This is a genomic window from Nostoc sp. JL33, from assembly GCF_017114985.1.
GTDB lineage: Bacteria > Cyanobacteriota > Cyanobacteriia > Cyanobacteriales > Nostocaceae > Nostoc.
This window is the reverse complement of record NZ_JABXKP010000070.1, coordinates 82,957-103,030: the sequence shown is the minus strand read 5'-3', so window position 1 is coordinate 103,030 and position 20,074 is coordinate 82,957. Positions and strand designations below refer to the sequence as shown.

Here is a 20,074-nt window from a genome sequence, read left to right as displayed (position 1 = left end):
GCCACGATAGTTTAGGGGTAGCCCTACGCAAAAATAGCTCGATGCCAGGTTTTATTATTCAACTCAAGCCTCCTTAAATTATCATTAGGAGGCTTTTGTTATTGCTGAAAATCGTCAAGTTTTGACTGTGCCAATTTTTGCCATTTAGTTATCTTTTTTGTGCAACTTCATAGAGAATTGGTATCAGTCTAGCTATAGCAACCGCCAAGGTGGTTAGGACGCAATATTTAAGATAAGATATGCTCAATGGCATCTCGTAAACAATGAAACTGGTCTAGTTTTTTGGGAATTCGACTTTTTAACCAAGACCAGGATTTCTCAATCTTGTTAAGGTCAGGAGAATAAGGCGGTAGGTAGAGAATTTCACATCCTGCATCCTCTTGGGAGTTGTTGAATGCGCTCACCTTTGTGGAATGTTGCATTATCCATTACTACAAATTGTCCAGGTTCGAGTGCTGGAAGCAAACAAGTTTCTTTCCCTCGTTTCAAACACCATTCGATTACACGCTCCTTCACAGGTGAAGGGAGCTATTAGATTTTATCACCATTATCTATCGGCAGGCTTATTGGGCAAGGCTTGGAAGTCGCCTGTTTCGGCTCGTCGCTTCAGCCATAAGTCTATGGTATTGCGACTGATATTGAACAGAAGACTTGCTTGGCTTTTCTTTAAGCCATTGAGTTCGATGGCTTGGATGAGCTTTGGCGAAGGTCGTAACTGTAGAGTTTAGGCATATGTACAGCGATCGCCCTCCGCAGCAAAAGGAAAGTAACTATTTATTTCCAGTTTATGCCCAAACCGCCTTGGCGGTTGCTATATCTGCAAAAAAATTGTCGAACGAAATCTTAAGTGCATTCCTGTTGTCATAATTACTACTTCAACTGATGAGCAGGAAATATTAGGCTTTTATAATCTCAGTGTTGGGTGTTGGGTTCAAAAAGGCAACTCCCTCTCAAAAGTATTTTGCTCATTAAGCGTGTCACTATAGAAAATAGAGCTGCAAATTGAGCAATAGGAAGACTAAAGAACGCTGTGCAAATAACATTCTTAGGGACGAGTTCCGGTGTACCCACACGATCGCGCAATGTTTCCAGTGTCGCCCTGAGATTACCCCAAAGGGCAGAACTGTGGTTATTTGATTGTGGCGAAGGTACTCAGCATCAAATTATGCGGAGTGAATTGAAAATCAGTCAACTCTCCCGAATTTTTATCACCCATATGCACGGCGACCACATCTTTGGCTTGATGGGACTTCTTGCTACTTGCGGCTTGGCTGGCAATGTGGAACGAATTGATATCTATGGGCCACCTGGATTAAATGATTACATTCAAGCCGCCTCACGTTACTCCTACACGCACTTTTCTTACCCGATCAAAGTTCACGCCATCCGTCCAGGGGTAATTTATGAAGACGAGCACTTCACTGTTAGCTGCGGTAATTTGCATCACCGCATTACAGCTTTCGGCTACCGCGTAGCCGAAAAAGACCGAGCAGGACGCTTTGATGTGGAAAAAGCCAAGGCGTTGCAAATTCCTCCTGGTCGCATTTACGGTCAACTCAAGCGCGGTGAAACTGTTACCCTTGCCGACGGACGGATGATTGATGGCATCCAATTATGCGGGCCTACAGAAATTGGTCGAAAGATTGCCTATTGTACAGACACAATCTATTGTGGTGGTGCAGTGGAATTAGCTCATGATGCAGATGTATTAATTCACGAAGCAACCTTTGCCCATCAAGATGCAGACATGGCTTTTCAGCGATTGCATTCCACAACCACAATGGCAGCACAAACAGCTTTAGCTGCTGGGGCACATAGACTGATTATGAGTCATTTCAGTCCCCGCTATGCTCCCGGCAATACCTTGGAATTGAAGGATCTGCTTCAGGAAGCCCGTGCTATTTTTCCCCGTACTGACATGGCTTACGATTTCATGATTCATGAAGTACCCAGGCGACGGGAAGTAGAGTTAACTAACGTAGCCATTTAAATTTTGGATTTTGCAGAAAGTCTGAGCGGAGGTTTCCGACGGTCGCCGACTCGCTATCCGATGGCTTTGCCAATGCCAAGGGCGAACAGAACTTTCCAAGACAGATTTCCTATTGAAACCCTTCTAATCTAAAATCTAAAATTAACCAGGCTCTATCTTAGAGTTTAGCACACCCATTTATAAGTTTTATTTATACAAAACCTAATTTAATTAATTTAACATATGTTTTTGTTGGGAATCAGAGAATTTTTTACTTAAAGACTTAGGAAAAATAATTAATTTTTCGTCAAGATTTTTCTTCCTTAAATAAAATATTTATTGAAAATTTATTCTTGCAACACTGATTAAGAATTTATATGCATGAATTGATGAACATGAAAGCGCCAGTTGGCATAATATTGTGCCAAGTGAGCTTGTCATCGTTGGAAGAATAATTAAGTATGCTATTGCGGTTATAGGTGTAAAAAATCATTACATTTATCATAAATCTTCCAAAGAAATATAGCCTTTCGATATTAGAGGAGTTTGATAGTGGCTAAAACTAGTCTGAATCAAGAGCAACAGGTTACTACTTCAGCACAAGGCGCAGTTGACATCAGACAACTATCTACTATTTTGCTTCGCCGACGCTTTCTAATCTTGGGTGTTTCCTGTGTAGTTATGTCAGCTGCTAGCCTCTTGGCTGTCATTGCCAAACCTACTTACCAGAGCAATATGCAGATATTGGTGAGTTCCAATTTATCTCAAGGGGCACAGTCAAATAATATCCCAGTACGGGCAGATACTCAGGTTACTGATTCCAATTCTCAAGTTGTTGATTCCACTACTCAGATGAAACTCATGCTGAGTTCTAAGCTGCTTCAGAAAGCCGTATATTTACTTCATTCTGATTATCCTGATTTTACCTTAGAGGATATCAATGGTCAAACAGAACAGAATAAAAAAGCACCCCTGGAAGTGACTCCAGAACAGGGGAGCATAGGAGCTAATAAAGTTTTTAGTCAAGTATTTGAAGTTTCTTTCAATGATGACGATCCAGTCAAAGTACAAAGAGTACTTCAAGCTCTACAGGAAGTCTATCAAAACTATAACAAAGAGCAAAAAAAAGAACGTCTGAATCAGGGACTGGCTTTTGTAAACGCTCGCCTACCTGAGATAAAAAAAGAGGTGAGTAAAGCTGATAAAAATTTGGAACAGTTTCGCAAGAAACATAAATTACTCGATCCCGAAGTCCAAAGTAAGATCCTGCTAGAATCTCTAGCCGATATTCAAAAACAGCTACAAACCACTCGTGCCAACCTTCAAGATGTAAACGCTCGCTACGATAACCTAGAGCAACAAATAGCGTCTTCGTCCCAGCAGAATGCACTAATTTCTTCTAGTTTAAATCAGTCAAGTCGCTACCAAACACTATTGAGTGAAATTCAAAAGACGGAACTAGCGTTGGCTAAGGAGCGGCTGCGGTATACAGACGATTACCCATCGGTACAAAAACTAAAGCAGCAACGCCAAAGTCAATTGTCGCTATTACGACAAGAGGTGAAAGCTATTACTACTAACAGTAATGGAGAACCGCTCTTAAAAGAGCAAATAGTAGGGGTTGAGCCAAAGCTAGTAGACGAGTTAATTCTGGTGCAGACAACTGTTTTAGGACTAACTGCCAATGAAAAGAATCTAGCCGAGTCCGAACAGCGACTCCGCTCTGAGCTAAACAAATACCCAAGCTTAATAGCAGAATATAACCGTCTGCTGCCAAAGGTAGAAACTAGTCGCAAAACCCTTGAACAACTACTCCAAGCGCAACAGTCCTTGGGACTGAAAATTGCTCAGGAAGGATATAACTGGCAAGTTTTGGCAGAACCTGCTCTGGGTACTTATATGGGGAGCAACAGATTATTACTTTTGGTTGGAGGAGCAGTAATTGGGCCGATTTTAGGTATCTTAGCAGCCCTGATTTTGGAAAAGTTTAATGACGCTATTTATTGTGCGGGAGATTTAAAGAAACTGACGAACCTACGTGTACTGGGGTCAGTACCAAAACTACCGTTGTATGGTGTCAAAAAGCGGCGACTGGGCTTGCCTTGGAATGGGCGGCGAAGCTCAGATGACTCTGTAATAGAAGCCAGTACTAGATTGCCCGTCCATGAAACCCTGGACATGATCTACCAAAATATTCAAATATTAAAATATCCCTTACCCTTCAAGTCGCTGATGTTTACTTCAGCACTACCAGGGGAAGGGAAGACAACCTTAGTATTAGGGCTTGTGGCTAGCGCTACCCGGATGCATCGACGGGTATTAGTTATTGATGCTAATTTGCAGAATCCTAGCCTGCACAAAATCCTGGAACTATCCAATGACTGGGGACTATCTCTGTTATTAGTTGATGAGACAACTACTCATTTTCAAGATTACATCCAGCCCATTCACCCCTCTATTGATATTTTGACTGCTGGGCCCGAACCAGAAGATACGGTGAAGTTGCTCAGTTCTCAACGGATGAAAGAACTAATAGAGTTGTTTGAGCAAAGTTATGACCTAGTACTGATAGATGCTCCACCTATTTTAGGCACGGTTGATGCCAGGATTGTGGCATCTTTTTGCAATGGTATTGTGATGGTGGAGCGTATGGGGAAAGTGACCCGAACTGAACTGATTCAAGCTACAGAAATTTTGAGTAAGTTGAATTTAATTGGAATTATCGCTAATGAAGTGAGCAATTCTCAAAAGGTATTGGCATCGTAGAGCGAAGAAGACGCAAAGACGCGAAGAGAAGTCTGGGCGCCGGCTTTTGTCGCTCAGAATTTCGGGGGATGCAAAGAGTAATTTCCCCGTATGCCCGCGTCCCTTTTGGACGGTTTTTAAATGCAACCGCGCTGATATTTGTAGGATGAAGTACCTCTGGGAACTTCTGGTATTTGCGATCGCACATACCAGAGATAGACACTTTTGCCAAGAGCAGTGTCAAGATTAACTGATTTCTACCTTATAGCTAAAGCCAAATGCATAATTAGTAGGAGGTGGCAACCTCCTACGTTGGAGAAGTGTCTCATCTTAAAGTAGTAGACGCCATAATCCAGAGCGTCAATTAGATACTAGTGTGATTAGATGATCAGCATGAAATTCCAACTTTACTTAGGCTCTTTATTTTCCCAGATTAAAGTACGTCATTCGTGGGTAAGTATCCTTTTGTGGATAGCTTTGGTTGCCCCAGCCCAAGCATCTGTAATCCTGCGTGTGGCAATTGAGAGAGGGGTTAATCAGGTAAAAGTGGGCAGTTCCACCACTGGAATCGTCAAGGATAGTACCGGCCGGACTCTCGGACAGTTGCCAGCCATGAGTGCATATTATGCCCAAGCCATTCCTGGCGGAGTTGCTTTAGATAAGTGGCAGTCTGGTTTATTTTGGATTGAGCCAACTGGTAAAGGATACGTTTATATAGGCTCACGCTGGTATCGGGGTAGAACTCTGGTTGTCCCCACAGAAAAAGGCTTAACCGCTGTTAACTGGGTTGATGACCAAGAATATCTCTACAGCGTTCTTGGTGGCGAAATGGATGCTAGCTGGCCCCAAGAAGCTTTAAAAGCCCAAGCGATCGCAGCCCGTACTTATGCCCTCTACGAACGTGAAAAACAACGGAATAATCCCGTTTACGATTTAGGCAATACCCCGGATCGTTGGCAAATTTACAAAGGTGTGATTAGTGAATCTCCTGCTACTTACGCCGCAGTTGATTCCACATTAGGGCAGGTACTAACTTACAAAAACCGGATTATTCTCTCAGTCTTCCACGCTTGTTCTGGAGGACACACCGAAAACGTAGAAGACGTTTGGGGAAGCAACGAACCTTACCTACGTGCTGTTCAAGACTACGATCAAAATATCCGCGAGTGTAATTGGGTGAAAACCTTCTCACCTACTGAAATTAGCGCTAAATTTCCTGAGGTGGGCAATGTCAAGGATATGATTCCAGAGACATACTCGCCTTTCCGCAGTGTTAAAGTCTTGAAAATTGTCGGCAACAAGGGTACGAAGGTGCTACAGGGCGAGGAAGTGCGGACAGCCCTGAAGTTAAAAAGTACCCGCTTTACCGTCACCAAGGGAGCCGATGGTAGTTTTGTACTGCAAGGGCTTGGCTTTGGTCATGGTTTAGGCATGAGTCAGTGGGGAGCTTATAATCTGGCTCGGCAAGGAGTAAACCACCTGCAAATTTTGGGACATTATTATCAAGGTGTAGCCCTAACACCAATTCAGCCGAAGTAGTCCACTCCTGTACTTAATTCAAAAATCCAAATTTATATCGGTTAAGATTGTTGGTAAAAATTTCATACGTGTAGAGACTGTAAAATTACGGTCTCTACAGAAGTTATTGGTATGTAGATTATCTGATCCAAAGCGTATTGGTGAACACTGCCCACCTTTCTCTAAGAAAATAACATGGGCAGTAGATTCAATGCAGACAGAAAATTATCACCAAAGACGGCTGCCAAACCACCTCAGCTAAAATTAGGCTTTTTGAAGAATGGGGAGAAACTTCACGATTCATTAACCCAGAGTTGACGAAAAGGGCGATTTAATAATTATTGGGCAAGATGTGGGCAAAGCAGCGATCGCATATTCGGGCGATGAAGACTATAAATTTTGGGTTACTCTAGCCAAAATTGATAGTGATTCTTGGAATCCTATCGCCTTTAGACGTGGGAGGATGTCAATCTAATTCATAATTAATAATTACTAATTCATAATTGCAAGACGCTCTCTACGTTCGCGCAGGGTGTCGCAGACAGACGCTCTTGCTAGCTTGTCCTCCGCAGGAGTACGCGGACTCGAAGAGGCTTCTCTACCAGACGCTCTGCGCGTTCGCTATCAGTGGGAGCTTGAACCCATTTAATTATGAATTATGAATTATGAATTAATAATTATTTGGTCAACCGAATATTGATAGTTAGATTGGTGTTTCGATGAACTGGATCGATTGCTTAATTTTGGATTTTAGATGTCTCTGAAATCTAAAATCCAAAATCTAGAACTCTTACAGTTGCCGCACTAATGGCTGACCATCTTTGACTTCACCAATCAAAACTAAATCGACACAGTTAACGAAGATACCATTTTCCAGAACGCCAGGAATGTTATTCAATGTCTTTTCTAAGCTGACTGGATCTTCAATGGAGTCAAATCTGACATCTAAGACAAAATTCCCTTGGTCAGTAATCACTGGGCCAGCTTTTTTTACACCCATGCGGAGTTCTGGTTTGCCACCGAGTTTTTTGATGGCATTGGTAACAGGAGTAATTGCCATTGGAATCACTTCCACGGGTACAGCGAAACTAGAACCTAATCGGTCTACTAACTTTCCACTATCTACCACGACGATGAACTGTTCTGCCAGGTAGTCTACGACTTTTTCGCGGGTATGTGCTGCACCACCGCCTTTAATCAAATTCTTCTGCGGATCGACTTCATCTGCCCCATCAATGGCAATATCGATGTGGTCAATAGCATCTAAGGTGGCGAGAGGGATACCGTATTGCTTCGCCAGCACTTCTGACTGAAACGAGGTAGGTATACCAATAATATCTTTGAGTTCACCAGACTTGAGGCGATCGCCTAAATACTGAATCGTATATGCTGTAGTTGACCCCGTACCCAACCCCACAATGGAACCCGACTTGACTAGGGCTGCGGCGGCTTTGCCAACTTCTTGCTTCATCAACTTTACGGGATCTGCTGCTGCTGTCATTCCCAAAACTGCTCCATAAAACTTATCTTAGATGAACATAACCTAAGTTACACACCTTTTACTGTTTATTTTTAGCTTCAGAAAAGACCGTCAGCGACACTTTATCGACAGGTGTTTTCGGTCGAGCCAAGCGAAAGAAAGATACTTTTTCAAGTTTAAAGATGCATTGAAATTTCTATCTTTAATAAGACTAGAGGTTTTACATTCAAAAGCTTGTGAATAATTTTTGCTGGTGAAAATGGAACACCAAGGTGTCATTTGTGAGACATCTTGGTGTTCCATAGTAAAAATTATGAAACGTTAAGCGGGAGATAGAGGGATACGATTATTCAGTTCTGGAAAACGCTGCTTAACGTAAGCACAAAGCTGGTTATAGCTTTTGCTTTGGAGTTTGTCCAAGTCTTTATAAGGGTCAAGTCCCTGACTCTTGGCGTGTTCTATGGTTATTGCCATGAGGATTTTACAAGCCTTAGCCTCAGTTTCAATCTTTTGGTGTACCTCAGCCTCAGCCTTTTTTTGGCGTAGAATCTCGGCCTGGTCTTGCTGGATATAGCTAATCCGCGCGAGAAATTCGACGGATTTATTGAGAAACTCGCGCCCGTCTTCTCGGTTAATCACCATAGATAAAAATGTCAAAGGGTCTGACTGAAAGTCATCTGAGTTAGGATTATTTGGTGGAGAGATCATAAAAGTTTTTTCCTCATATTAAATTGACGGTCAACAAGCACTGCGCCTGACCGTTAATGGATGGACAACCAAATTACAAACTTTTGAAATAAGACAACGCTGCTGGACTGCTACTCCGGTTGCGTTTTTTCATGGTTTTACAATCTGCTTGGGGATATACTAGCAAGCTCTGTGCTAAAGTGTCAACACAGTAATCGAACTACTTTGTGCAATAATAAGATTAATTCAAAAAATGGTTTAGCAGTAGCCTAGAAAATTTATGTCTCATTTAGTTCTCCCTCTTCAGAAAATAGGGGAAATATTCCAAGGAATTACACTTAGCCGTTACACAGACGATAACGGTATACTAGAGCGCGTTGTTAGCTTGTCTGATCTTGAGTACCTATACATTGAACGTAACCCAAGTGTGGTTCAGTTACGCTTATCTGATCATGAGCGGTATCGAATAAAAACTGGTGATGTGGTAATTTCCAACCGAGGTACACTCCTGAAGGCGTCAGTAGTTACAGATAAATTAGAAGGTAGCTTGGCGAGTAATAACGTGGCTGTTATCCGCCCCATAGTACAAATTGATCCTGTATATTTGGCAGTTTTGATGCGTTCAAAATGGCTAGAACAGCAACTAGTCACTTTATACTTGCAATCTTCTACCATTCAGTTGATTCCAATTTCTCAATTACGTAGTCTCAAGATTCCATTACCTAATTTGGAGACTCAAAATAAATTAGCTAAACTCTTTTTAGCTACTGAACGAGCTAACCGCATTACCTTGGAAATTTTAGACACACGAAATAATTTATCAGAATTTACTCTTTTTCAAACTTTGGAAGGACAGCAATGATTACTTTAGAAAATTTAGAAGACAGACTTTGGTCTGGGGCTGTTATCCTACAGAATGTTTTTAGTCCGAGTGATTGTATTAACTGTTTTTTCAGAATTTTGCTTATCAAGCGTTTATCTGATTTATTTGAGGAAGAATCTTATAAAGCCAAACCACGCTTTTTTATTCCTGTAATTTCGCAGTGGAATTATTTGCAGCAAATAACTGGAAATATTGGCAAGGTACTTAATGAAGCTGGTAGAGCTATTGAGACCTACAACACAAAGCTAAAAGAACTACAAGGGATTTTTATTAGTTATGACTTTGAAAATATAAGCAGTCGAGTTAGTTTGAGAGAGCAGGATAAAGTCCTAAGTGAGTTCATTTTTTATTTATCGTATATCAAACTCCAGAATAGCTACTTTGTTGAAACAGACTTACTGGGAAAGGTTTGTGACTCCCTCCTAGAAAAGTTTGCAGATAATCTGGGAAAAGAATATGGAGCATTCCATACTCCGCAGAAGGTAGCACAACTATTAGTGCATCTGCTTGAACTACAACCAGGAATGAGTATTTGTGATCCTTTTTGTGGATTGGGAGGTATGTTAACTGAATCTATCAAGCAAATAAAACATTTGGGAAGTAAGCAAAATGATTTACTACTTTATGGACAAGATATAAACCAGAATACTTTTAGCCTTGCCAAAATTAATTTACTTTTGCACGACATTTTTGATTTTGATATTCACTTGGGAAATACTATCCGTGAACCACAACTGATAGAAAACGGTAACTTAATGCTTTTTAACAGGGTAATTTCTAATCCTCCCTTTAGCATCCGTAATTGGGGTGATGAGCTAGCTAAATTTGATGTTTATGACCGCTTTCGCTATGGAATACCTCCTAAAGGAAGCGGTGACTTTGCTTTTATTCAACACATACTAGCAACACTCCAAAATACTGGCAAAGCTGGGGTATTAGTGCCACTTGGAGTCTTATTTCGTGGAGCCTCTGAGGGTGTTATTCGCAGAAGGATTATTGAATCTAACTTTATTGAAGCAGTAATTGGTCTTGCACCAAACATACTTTACGGCATTGGTATTGCTACAGCGATTTTAATTTTTAATCGAGATAAGCAAGAAAACCGTAGAAATAAAGTTTTGTTCATTAATGCTAGTAATGAATATCAAAAGAGCCGTAATCAAAATTACTTGCGTGAAGAAGATATCACTCACATAATCACAGCTTACCAAGCCTTTCAAGATGAAGAGGGATATGCTAAAGTCGTAGCTCTGGAAGAACTAGCTGCTAATGAATATATTCTCAATATCAACCGCTATGTCCTAACCCCCAAGGATGAAAATGACAAAATTGATATTGAGGCGGAGATTATCAAGCTGCGCGAATTAGAGGCTCAACGTGCTGAAGCTGAGAAGTGTATTAATAAATACTTGCGTGAATTAGGAATAAAATTAAGTGACTAACTACAAGCGATCGCAAAATAAATTAGCTTGAAAAATAAGGGTTTCACCATACTTGCACCCACCTTAAAAGGGCTAGGCTGCACACCCTACTCAAAACTTTTTCAAGTCAGCCTCACGTTTCACTTGGTACTCGCAGTCTAAACACATAACCCACAACAAGCAGATATGCAACATTGCCCAGCCAAAGTTCGTCACTAACTGAGTTACAGGTTATTAGGAACACCAAATTTTGCGTTAACCTCAGTAACATAGTTTTTTAAATTCATTTAGCAGCTAAAAGTGGTTATTATGATGCGTCAGCTTTCAATTACTCTATCTTTAGTAGCACTACTACAAAACTCCCCAGCAATTGCTCAGGCTCAAGTGCCAGAACCTACTTCTGGAATAACATCTGATTCCATTCAACAGGTAACTGCTGTCAAATGGATGACAAACTTTTCCGATGGCAAATTTTATCCAGAAAGGTTACTGAGTAGGGCAGAATTAGCGTCGATTATGGTAAAAACATTTCGGCTAGATAAACGACAAGCTGTTAACAAAGAAAATTTAACTATTCCAGATGTTCCTCGTTCTTATTGGGCATTTAATGATATACAGACAGTCTTAAAAACTGACATCATGAAAGGCTATCGGGGCAATGAATTCTTCCCTAATCAAAAGGTGACAAGGGCAGAAGCTCTGGCTATTTTCGCCCAGGCTTATGGTGTATTTCAGTTTTCCGATGACGCTGTTAATGAGATTCTTGCTTCACATCCAGATGAAAAGTCTATCCCAGCTTGGGCTAGAAAAGCGATCGCTACAGTAGCTACTGAGGGATTTCTCAATACAGATGCTCAAGGCAATATTTCCCCATTAAAACCCATTACCCGTGGGGATATGGCTTATGTATTGAGTAAATATTTACAACGACAACAGCAACAACCCGAAACACCAGAAGTTCCGATTATTCCAAATAGCCCACAATCACCTTAGCTAGAATTTATCCAGCCAACGTGCTTAAATAATTCGTAATTCGTAATTCGTAATTCGTAATTAAGTAATGCATAGGGGATTTAGAACAAGACTTACATACTTGCTGCCTGTCTTGCTGGGGAATTAAACCCCATTACCTTGTTAAAATTACCTTTGTCCATTACCTGTATACTTCTGTTGAAGCTGGCGAAGATATTGGTAATTAGACTGTGGTAGTTGTGGCGGCTGCTGCATACCATAATTCCCATATGACTGTGGTAGTTGCGTCGGCTGCTGCATACCATAATTCCCATATGACTGTGGTAGTTGCGTCGGCTGCTGCATACCATAATTCCCATATGACTGTGGTAGTTGCGTCGGCTGCTGCATACCATAATTCCCATATGACTGTGGTAGTTGCGTCGGCTGCTGCATACCATAATTCCCATATCCTACAGGGTTTGTAGGGGTGACAACGCCTTGACTTGGACTCTGGCTAGAGTAAGGTGCAATATTAGTTGGTGCCAGAGGGGTGACTGGGGGTGTCACTGGTGATACATTAGGCACTACCTGACCACTATTTAAATTATTGTAGGGATTTTGCGGTAAGTTCGTACCCGTTGAAGTATAACCTGTACCAGTAGTTAGCCCATTACTAGGTAATACCTGACCCTTATTTAAATTACTGTAGGGATTTTGTGGTAAGTTCGTACCCGTTGACGTGTAGCCTGTCCCAGCAGTTAACCCAGTACTTGGTAGAGAATTCTGACTGGGTAAGCTGTTGATGGGTGGCATTAGCGTTACTCCTGGATCAGAGACGCGGCCCAAGGCATTTGTCTGAATTGCGCTACCATTCAAGTTAGACAATTTCTGGTTTGTCGATTGGTTGAGCGCCGCTTGCAGAGGGGTGATAGATAAAGAATTTTGATTCTTGTTGGTTTGATTAGTCAATCCAATACCCAGACTATCCAGGCTAGAGGATGTTTGTTCCCCCCCTGTTGGTTCAGACGCCGCCTTTGAGGTCTTGAGACCTAGAAACTGGTTATTAGTATCAACCGTCCCAGTACGCAATAGATTTTCTGTTTGTACAACAAAGGGATTTTCCACGGCTGGCGAGGTGCCGCCGTTAACGCCTAAACCAGGATTTAATTTGGTATCACTAGCAGACTTTTGTGTGTTAATTACATCCCCTAATAAGTCTTTGCTCTTTTTTCCGTTAGTGTTTTCCTTAGGGGTATTTGCTGTTACTGAGAGAGTTCCTTGCTGAAAGTCATTAAATAAAACTGGCAAGTTATCAATATCCGCTGCAATAGCTCTGTTTTCTTCTGACAGTGAGGAATCAGTAGGCTTTTGTGAAACGACTTCGTTTTTTTGCTTATAAACGAAAATATCTGGGTTTGACCGATATTCCCAGGCTACTAGCCCTACTACAGATAAAAAAATTGCAGTTCCCCAAAAACGAGGTCGCCCAAGATTCCATAACCTGGCTCTGAGATAGCGTAAGTAGGCGGGAGGATAATAACGATGTGGCATGGGATAGGTAATTGAAATTTACTCGAAATCGGGAAAACTTCATGGAAGCTGAAGAGGTTGCTGTTTAAAGCTTTTGCTTTCCTCAACAGGAAATATCTCAACTTAACTTTTAATGGTGATTTCATCCTAACTTCTCCATAAGTTATTAGTCATTACCCATAGACATGTAGTAGTCAAAAATTTACTTTTTAGCGGCTGGAGTCCTTTGGCAAGATTTTCTAGAAACTTATGGCAATTTATGGTTAGTTTTTGGGTATCGGTAACACTGGATAACATCAGGAGTTGACAACTGGTCTAATTTATTGTTGTGGCTGGACAAAAGTTCAACTTTTTACTTTCTAGTTAGCAAACTGTGCGCTGCAATGCTTTGATATGCCTCTGAGGGCGCTGTGCTGCACCGGACTATTAACCAGGAGACTACAGCAATGATGAAAGCTGAAGATATCATGACCAAAGATGTAGTTACCATTCGCGGTTCGGCGACTGTTGCTGAAGCAGTGGGGCTGATGAAAGAAAAAGGATTGCGATCGCTGGTTGTGGATCGTCGCTATGACAATGATGCTTATGGTATTGTCACAGAAACGGATATTGTCTATAAAATAGCAGCCTACGGTAAAGACCCGAAGCAAGTGCGGGTTTACGAAATTATGAGTAAACCTTGCATTGTGGTAAATCCTGATTTGGGTGTGGAATATGTAGCGCGGTTATTTGCTAACACTGGTATCCACAGGGCACCTGTGATTCAAGGCAAGCTGTTGGGCATCATCTCGATTACCGACATTTTGACCAAAAGCGACTTTGTGGAAGCGCCACAAGCGCTGCTGCTGGAGGAGAGAATTCAAAAAGCAATTGAGCAGGCTCGTGCTATTTGCACATCCCAAGGTGCTTATTCTAAACCCTGTGCACTTGCCTGGGATGAGGTAGAAGAACTCCAGGCAGAAGCAGCTCATCAGAAAGCTGAGGGTATGGTATCAGCCAAGGTCTCTTTTGAAGAATATTGTAAGGAAAACCCAGATGCACCGGAATGTCGAAATTATCATCCGTAATTGAATGTGAGTTCGATGGCTGGAATTTGACCTCTCTTTTAGAAGGCTACGGTGTACACACAAGTTTCTCTGGACGCAATTTACGGTTTATTGAATAGCTTAAGAAAACCTCACCCTGGTTATGCTACGCAAAACCTGTCCCTCTCCTTGGTAAGGAGAGGGATTAAAGTCAGGATAGGGTGAGGTTTTTATTTGTAGCACTTCCTCAATTTACCGTTTGGCAACTCGGATCAATAAAAATAGACCTATTCCCAAAAAAAGAAAGTTGGGCAACCAAGCCCCCATAAAGGGAGAGAGGACACCTGCTTGCCCGATCGCACCACTAATAAAGAAAATTAAGTAATACGAAAATATAACTATGACACTAATCCCAAAGCTGGTGCCTCTTCCAGTTCGCTGCGGTATACTTCCCATCGCTGCACCTACCAAGCCAAAAACTACGCAGACAAAAGGTAAGGAGATTTTTTGTTGAATCCGCACTTCGAGTTTACGAATTTTTTGGCGATCGCCACCGAGAAGTTCTACTTGTAGTTGATCTAGTGCTTCGGCAATATTCATCTCACCATAATCGCGGCTTTTTTCTGCCAGACTTAAGGGCGTGCGCGGTAGTTGCAGTTGTTGGTGTTCAAATTTGACAATGTTGCGATAAGAGCGATCGGCAGCGACAAAATAGATCGTACCGTTGTAAAAATCCCAGACATTTTGAGAAGGATTCCACTGGGCAGATTCTGATACCACAATTTGATTCAGATTTTTTGTTGAACGGTCTATAATCGTCAAACCTTTCATCCGCTTACCATCAAATTGGTCGGCGTAAAACAAGCGTGTCAATATCCTATTCTTAGAGCCATCCGGCTGGACAGCATCCTGGTATTCAGGATAGAAAATATTTTGCTGTTTAAAAGTTGGCTTGTCTGATTTGAGAGCTTTATCCAGAGTCATCGCCGCTTGATAATTTGCTGCTGGTGCAATTTGTTCGTTAAATACAAATGTCATTCCTGTAACCACAAGACTCAACATCACAGCAGTTAGCACCATGCGATAGACGCTGACTCCACAACTACGCAGGGCAATTAGTTCGCTGTCGCTAGAAAGACGACTGTAGGTCATCAAAGTAGCCAGCAGCGTAGACATGGGGAAGGCTAAAACGATAAAGTTGGGAAATTTTAACAAAAAAACTTGAATAGCAATGTCTATGGGTAGCCCAGATTCTACGATTTTTCTGATGAGATCAAATACAGCATCAATGGTAACGCCAAGTGATGAAAAAGCTCCGACACCAAAAAAAAACGGCGCTAACAATTCGCTGGCAAGATAGCGATCCATGATCGTCAGAGGCAGCAGCGAATGGAGGCTGTAGAAAGACGTGAGCTTCTTTGATATCATAAGCGACTTGAAAAGTTAAAAATTGGCAAACCCTGGTAAAGCAAAGTTTATGTTTTATATCAAAATTCAATTCTCAATATCTGAGAAAGCAGAATAAAATTAATTTAGGACTTACGCACACTCTATGATTCTTGGGGTTATTGGCGTCTTGGCGGTTCGATAAATTAAGCGCAGTTGGCGATTTTTGCGTAAGTCCTATAATTAAGAAATTTCTGCTTAAGAAGAAACAATAAAAATATCCTTTGAAAATATTAACTAAATAATTGTTAATTTAGACTTGGAAATTATCCCCTAAATAATATTGCCGCACGAGGGGGTTGCTGTAGAGTTCGTCAGCAGCGCCAAAAGCGAGAATTTGTCCCTCGCGCATGATGTAGGCGCGATCGGTGATCGCTAGGGTTTCGCGGACATTATGATCTGTAATTAAGATTCCCATGCCGCGATCGCGCAGTTGTGCCACAATTTGCTGAATTTCTGAGACTGCGATCGGATCAACTCCGGCAAATGGTTCATCCAAAAGTAAAAATTTTGGCCCTTCTTGTCCAGCAGCTAAAGACCTTGCTAATTCCGTCCGCCGTCGCTCACCACCAGAAAGTTGAATTCCTTTGCTATTGGCTAATTTTTCCAAGCGAAACTCCCGCAGTAAAGTTTTGAGTCGTCTTGACCACTCCCATCGTGGCACATTAGTTTGCTCTAGCACCAGCAGAATATTATCCTCTACCGAGAGTTGGCGGAAAACACTTGGTTCTTGTGCTAGATAGCCAATACCCAGTCGCGCCCTTTCGTGCATTGGCATTGCCGTAACGTCCAGATTACCTAGCCAGACTTTTCCTTGATTGGGTTTTTCTAAACCTGTGGCAATGTAAAAGGTCGTCGTTTTACCAGCCCCATTGGGGCCTAGTAAACCAACGACTTCGCCCTGAGCAACAGAAAGATTGACACGATTGACAATTACTCGCTTGCCGTAAGATTTGTGAATATTCTCTAAAACAATTTTCACGCTGGAGGCACTCTTTCTTGGTGGTAAATGCTAATTAGAACGCTTGAATCCTGGTGTCTTTGGGGCAGGTGTCGCAGTTTGTCCATCATTATCTGATTCCTGCACCATGTAGATGGACTCTACCTGACGGTTGGATTGGGGTAAGGCAACAAATCGTCCTTCGTCAATTAAATAGGTTACTTTCTCCGCCCGGATACTGTTACCCCCCTGTTGCAAAATATAGACGTTACCACTGAAATCAATTCGGCGTTCTTTACTAAAGTACTGTGCTTGGGCAGATGTTGCCTGAATCTGGCGAGCAGGATACGACATTTGCACATTACCGCGAGCGGTGATTACTTGATTTTTAGCGTCATATTCTTGCACATCAGCGCGGATAGTCAGGGGGCGATTTCCTCCAGATGTTTGTCCAGTAGCGGTTTGCACTTGGTTAGGGAAGACAAAAGTGCCCAAGAGTGCAACTGGCAGCATTAAAGCTAATCCAAAGCGACGCATCTGTGATATTGGCAATTGATAGCAGGGCATCATAGCAATTTGGGATTCAGGATTTGAGCTTGTATTCTAATTATCTCAAGTACTTTATCCAGATATGAAATATACAATCTGGAGTGATTTACGATAACTACTGCCTCAAATAGTGACGTTACCCCCAACCTCAAGGTTTCAGGTAATTGGTATGAAATGCACTACAGCTTATATATATTGGAACTCGGAACTTCAGCTTCAGAACTCGGAACTTGAGTTTCAGAACTCGAAACTCCATGCTCTGAACTCGGAATGCCAATATCTATACCCAAACATCCAAGCTCAAAATGCGGTAAGTTAAAAAATTAGGTATTCTGCCGAATATTGCAGCTACTTTTTCAAACTTCAACTTTTCACTAAGCAAGGTAGGGGAAAACAGCCATGGAGCAGAGTGCAGAGGTGAAGTTTTCCTCCAAAAGGTTGTTTTAAAAGTCTATAAAGTATAGTAAAAAACCCCGATTCCATTCCTCTAAGAGAAAGGTCGAGAGGCTTTGAAACCCCCCTTATAGCAGGGCTGATTCATTCCATTTCAAACAGGATTTGTCAAGATGGTTAGCAAGAAAATTGTAAGTAAGCGTGACGAAGAGATGAACATTTAAGCACTGAAATATCAGTAAAATAGTTGGTTTCATCGGCACGTCGGTAACAAAATAACTAATTTTTAATCGCTATAACCCTTGATTTTTAAAGCTCTTTGGGGAATGAATCAGCCCTGCCCCTTATAGGGCGTGAGGTTTAGGATATTTTGGTGTTAACAATAATACATACTTTTCAAACATCCCCCAAACACTAATCGAAATCATCTGAGTAAGCTTTACTAATAGACATCGCAGTGAAAATGACGTAGGCACAATACCCTGCCTTAAGCGGCTTCTCTACGAGACGCTTTGCGAATGCGTCTACATGAATTGTGCCTACCAAGGATTTCGGGCAACGGAAATTAATTTCGCTCCTATGTCTAATCAGTCGTTAGCACAATTCTAGGCAAAGATAAGACTTGATTTTCACCTAAATCACTATCGGCAATCTTGTCTGGCCCTATTTTTTGTAATGTCGCCAACAACACTGCGCTCTGACTCAATAGCTCATCTACGTCAATCCCGCCGTAACTAGATGGGTAACGCTGCAAGCGATTGCTGCCTTCTCCCAGTAGAATTACTGCACCTCGCCAGTTAAGATTCTCCAAATGATACAGTGCCACAGCAATCTGGAGAATGCCTTGATAAAAGGTTTTTTCTGGTTCGCCAGCTTCAATCCACAGAGCCTCTAAAGTGTCATGACAGGCATAGAACTGACCAGAATTGAACTGTTCTACGCCTTGCCAAAACTCTTGGGGCATGATTTCGCTCATCCCATGCTCTCTCGTACTTCTTTAATTGTTTCGAGAGAGATTTCTTGCTTTTCTCCAGCAAACTCGTTGTCAGAGGTGAGGAACAACATGCAATGGCACTCTTTGCGTTCTCTCATTGGCACACAGGGACAGTTCCAATATGTGGCGTGAACCTCAGCTTCTTTATCTTCGTAGTGGCGACAGGGACATAAAGGCGCACCTAGTTCGTCTTTATGTTTGGCTAGTCCTTCAATCACAACTGCGGTGACAGAAGGTTCAGAACAGAAGTAGGTTCCAGTACGCTTGGCGTATTGTTCGGAAAAATGCCGCATTGCCTCTAGGCTTTTATCGCTGGATTTTGTGTTATGTTCTGATGTGATCATGTCGCTCATAATTTAAATATTTCTTTGCATTGTACCTCAGCCTCACTAAGGGATTACTGGGTGTATTTCCCCAACTTTACTTGCTCAAATTGTTTTACTTTGCTACGAAGGCTGATATGTCCGGGGTGCTGGGATCAGACAAAATCTCAGAAATCTTACAAGCCTAACTTATAAGCTAATCAAAATTCAAGTTGCATCTTCAGGCAGAATTTAAAAGTCAAGAGGTTGATTTATTCTCATCAACAAACGACGCTGTGATGCCTCTAAGGCAAGATGCCAAGGGCGATCCTTTAAGCAGACTTATGTCAGGCTTTGTTTATTTATACATTTTGCTGAATTCTCTTGATCATAACTTTATGAGACTTCATGAAATAACTAAGTAATAATACTTGCTTTTTGCGAGTTAGTGTATATTGTGAAATGTGTGACAAAAAAAAGCACAAACTTATCAAGAGTTACAACTACTACCATATGAGTATTTCAACTGTTGCGAAAAAGTTATCGACTGCTGCGATCGCAGCAACAGTCATCGTTTTGGGAATAGGAGCCGTAGCACAAGCAACTGTTTTAACATTTGACGATATAGCGCCTATTTCATATTATGAGCCGATTCCTAATGGTTACGGAGGATTTAATTGGGATAATTTTTACTATGTAAATGGCTCAAGTTCTAAAGTTACACGTACAGGCGAAGACAATGGCAGAGTTTCAGGAGACTATGTGGCTTTCAACGGATTTGGAAACCCAGCCCTAGTAAGTGATAGTGTTTTTGACTTCAACAGTCTTTACCTATCAGCTACTTGGAATAATGGTCTTTCGGTTACTGTACAAGGTTTAAAGAGCGGTGCAACCTTGTATTCAAAAACTGTGGTTGTAGATACGACACAGCCAACTTTAGTTAATTTTGATTATTTTGGTGTTGATGAATTAAAGTTTACGTCATTTGGTGGAGTTGAGCCAGATTATCTGATAAAGACGGGTGGTGGCGGGACACAGTTTGCACTAGATAACTTTACCTTTAATGAAAAAGTTACATCTGTTCCTGAACCTACATTTCTACCAGCGCTACTGACAATAGCTACTTTAAGTGCTGGTTCAGTATTAAGACGTAAACAGCTAAAGCAAAGTTAACTCAAACCTTGCACCTTGCGCGAATAACTAGAAGTCGTGGCTATACAAACAAGAGCTACACCTCC

Annotated in this window: 17 protein-coding genes and 1 pseudogene; 9 read left to right on the top strand and 9 right to left on the bottom strand. The window is 41.6% G+C overall.

The annotated features are described in order from the left end of the window. Window positions 1-227 precede the first annotated feature (227 nt). Window positions 228-535, bottom strand: a pseudogene (locus HWQ23_RS33705) (transposase); the annotation flags it as partial. A gap of 164 nt (window positions 536-699) precedes the next feature. Between HWQ23_RS33705 and HWQ23_RS33700 the strand changes: the two are divergent. The 4 genes from HWQ23_RS33700 to HWQ23_RS20090 all read left to right on the top strand — a co-directional run bounded on the left by HWQ23_RS33700 (window position 700) and on the right by HWQ23_RS20090 (window position 6,253). Next, the gene (locus tag HWQ23_RS33700; protein WP_442938116.1) at window positions 700-867 is read left to right on the top strand and encodes a hypothetical protein; all 168 of its coding nucleotides are present in this window, start codon (window positions 700-702) and stop codon (window positions 865-867) included. 163 nt (window positions 868-1,030) lie between these two features. Next, the gene (locus HWQ23_RS20100) at window positions 1,031-1,990 is read left to right on the top strand and encodes a ribonuclease Z (protein ID WP_292831751.1); all 960 of its coding nucleotides are present in this window, start codon (window positions 1,031-1,033) and stop codon (window positions 1,988-1,990) included. A 531-nt stretch (window positions 1,991-2,521) separates the two neighbouring features. Beyond that, window positions 2,522-4,735 carry a GumC family protein gene (locus HWQ23_RS20095; protein WP_292831748.1) on the top strand — a complete coding sequence of 738 codons (2,214 nt, stop codon included), beginning with the start codon at window positions 2,522-2,524 and terminating at the stop codon, window positions 4,733-4,735. A 372-nt stretch (window positions 4,736-5,107) separates the two neighbouring features. Further along, complete coding sequence (locus HWQ23_RS20090) at window positions 5,108-6,253, top strand: SpoIID/LytB domain-containing protein (RefSeq protein ID WP_292831745.1); 1,146 nt, start codon at window positions 5,108-5,110, stop codon at window positions 6,251-6,253. A gap of 769 nt (window positions 6,254-7,022) precedes the next feature. On the opposite strand, the gene rpiA is transcribed toward HWQ23_RS20090, so the two are convergent. Further along, window positions 7,023-7,733 carry a ribose-5-phosphate isomerase RpiA gene (gene rpiA, locus HWQ23_RS20085; protein WP_292831742.1) on the bottom strand — a complete coding sequence of 237 codons (711 nt, stop codon included), beginning with the start codon at window positions 7,731-7,733 and terminating at the stop codon, window positions 7,023-7,025. Between the two features lie 300 nt (window positions 7,734-8,033). Then, window positions 8,034-8,420 carry a hypothetical protein gene (locus HWQ23_RS20080; RefSeq protein WP_292831739.1) on the bottom strand — a complete coding sequence of 129 codons (387 nt, stop codon included), beginning with the start codon at window positions 8,418-8,420 and terminating at the stop codon, window positions 8,034-8,036. A 259-nt stretch (window positions 8,421-8,679) separates the two neighbouring features. On the opposite strand from HWQ23_RS20080, the gene HWQ23_RS20075 reads away from it, so the two are divergent. The 3 genes from HWQ23_RS20075 to HWQ23_RS20065 all read left to right on the top strand — a co-directional run bounded on the left by HWQ23_RS20075 (window position 8,680) and on the right by HWQ23_RS20065 (window position 11,696). Beyond that, window positions 8,680-9,261: a restriction endonuclease subunit S gene (locus HWQ23_RS20075; RefSeq protein ID WP_099104278.1), complete on the top strand. Its 582-nt coding sequence runs from the start codon at window positions 8,680-8,682 to the stop codon at window positions 9,259-9,261. After that, on the top strand, window positions 9,258-10,724 hold the full coding sequence (locus tag HWQ23_RS20070) for an N-6 DNA methylase (protein ID WP_292831731.1): 1,467 nt from the start codon (window positions 9,258-9,260) through the stop codon (window positions 10,722-10,724). Before HWQ23_RS20075 ends, HWQ23_RS20070 begins: the two co-directional genes overlap by 4 nt. Window positions 10,725-11,015: 291 nt before the next feature. Then, complete coding sequence (locus HWQ23_RS20065; RefSeq protein ID WP_292831764.1) at window positions 11,016-11,696, top strand: S-layer homology domain-containing protein; 681 nt, start codon at window positions 11,016-11,018, stop codon at window positions 11,694-11,696. A 147-nt stretch (window positions 11,697-11,843) separates the two neighbouring features. Here HWQ23_RS20065 and HWQ23_RS20060 read toward each other — a convergent pair whose 3' ends face one another. Continuing rightward, complete coding sequence (locus HWQ23_RS20060) at window positions 11,844-13,208, bottom strand: hypothetical protein (RefSeq protein WP_292831728.1); 1,365 nt, start codon at window positions 13,206-13,208, stop codon at window positions 11,844-11,846. Between the two features lie 425 nt (window positions 13,209-13,633). Here HWQ23_RS20060 and HWQ23_RS20055 point away from each other — a divergent pair, with 425 nt between their 5' ends. Next, on the top strand, window positions 13,634-14,254 hold the full coding sequence (locus HWQ23_RS20055; RefSeq protein ID WP_292831725.1) for a CP12 domain-containing protein: 621 nt from the start codon (window positions 13,634-13,636) through the stop codon (window positions 14,252-14,254). 210 nt (window positions 14,255-14,464) lie between these two features. Here the strand turns inward: HWQ23_RS20055 and HWQ23_RS20050 are convergent, their stop codons facing one another. The 5 genes from HWQ23_RS20050 to HWQ23_RS20030 all read right to left on the bottom strand — a co-directional run bounded on the left by HWQ23_RS20050 (window position 14,465) and on the right by HWQ23_RS20030 (window position 18,878). After that, window positions 14,465-15,580 (bottom strand): LptF/LptG family permease, encoded by a 1,116-nt coding sequence (locus tag HWQ23_RS20050; RefSeq protein ID WP_375466704.1) that lies wholly within the window; start codon window positions 15,578-15,580, stop codon window positions 14,465-14,467. A 331-nt stretch (window positions 15,581-15,911) separates the two neighbouring features. After that, window positions 15,912-16,640 carry an LPS export ABC transporter ATP-binding protein gene (gene lptB / locus HWQ23_RS20045; RefSeq protein WP_292831719.1) on the bottom strand — a complete coding sequence of 243 codons (729 nt, stop codon included), beginning with the start codon at window positions 16,638-16,640 and terminating at the stop codon, window positions 15,912-15,914. 30 nt (window positions 16,641-16,670) lie between these two features. Continuing rightward, window positions 16,671-17,168 carry an LptA/OstA family protein gene (locus HWQ23_RS20040; RefSeq protein ID WP_292831716.1) on the bottom strand — a complete coding sequence of 166 codons (498 nt, stop codon included), beginning with the start codon at window positions 17,166-17,168 and terminating at the stop codon, window positions 16,671-16,673. 955 nt (window positions 17,169-18,123) lie between these two features. Beyond that, a complete protein-coding gene (locus HWQ23_RS20035; RefSeq protein ID WP_292831713.1) occupies window positions 18,124-18,516 on the bottom strand; it encodes a DUF309 domain-containing protein in 393 nt (130 codons plus the stop codon). Then, the gene (locus HWQ23_RS20030; protein ID WP_292831760.1) at window positions 18,513-18,878 is read right to left on the bottom strand and encodes a ferredoxin thioredoxin reductase catalytic beta subunit; all 366 of its coding nucleotides are present in this window, start codon (window positions 18,876-18,878) and stop codon (window positions 18,513-18,515) included. The genes HWQ23_RS20035 and HWQ23_RS20030 overlap by 4 nt, the downstream gene beginning before the upstream one ends. A gap of 471 nt (window positions 18,879-19,349) precedes the next feature. Between HWQ23_RS20030 and HWQ23_RS20025 the strand changes: the two genes are divergently transcribed. Beyond that, a complete protein-coding gene (locus tag HWQ23_RS20025) occupies window positions 19,350-20,009 on the top strand; it encodes a PEP-CTERM sorting domain-containing protein (protein ID WP_292831710.1) in 660 nt (219 codons plus the stop codon). Window positions 20,010-20,074: the final 65 nt, after the last annotated feature.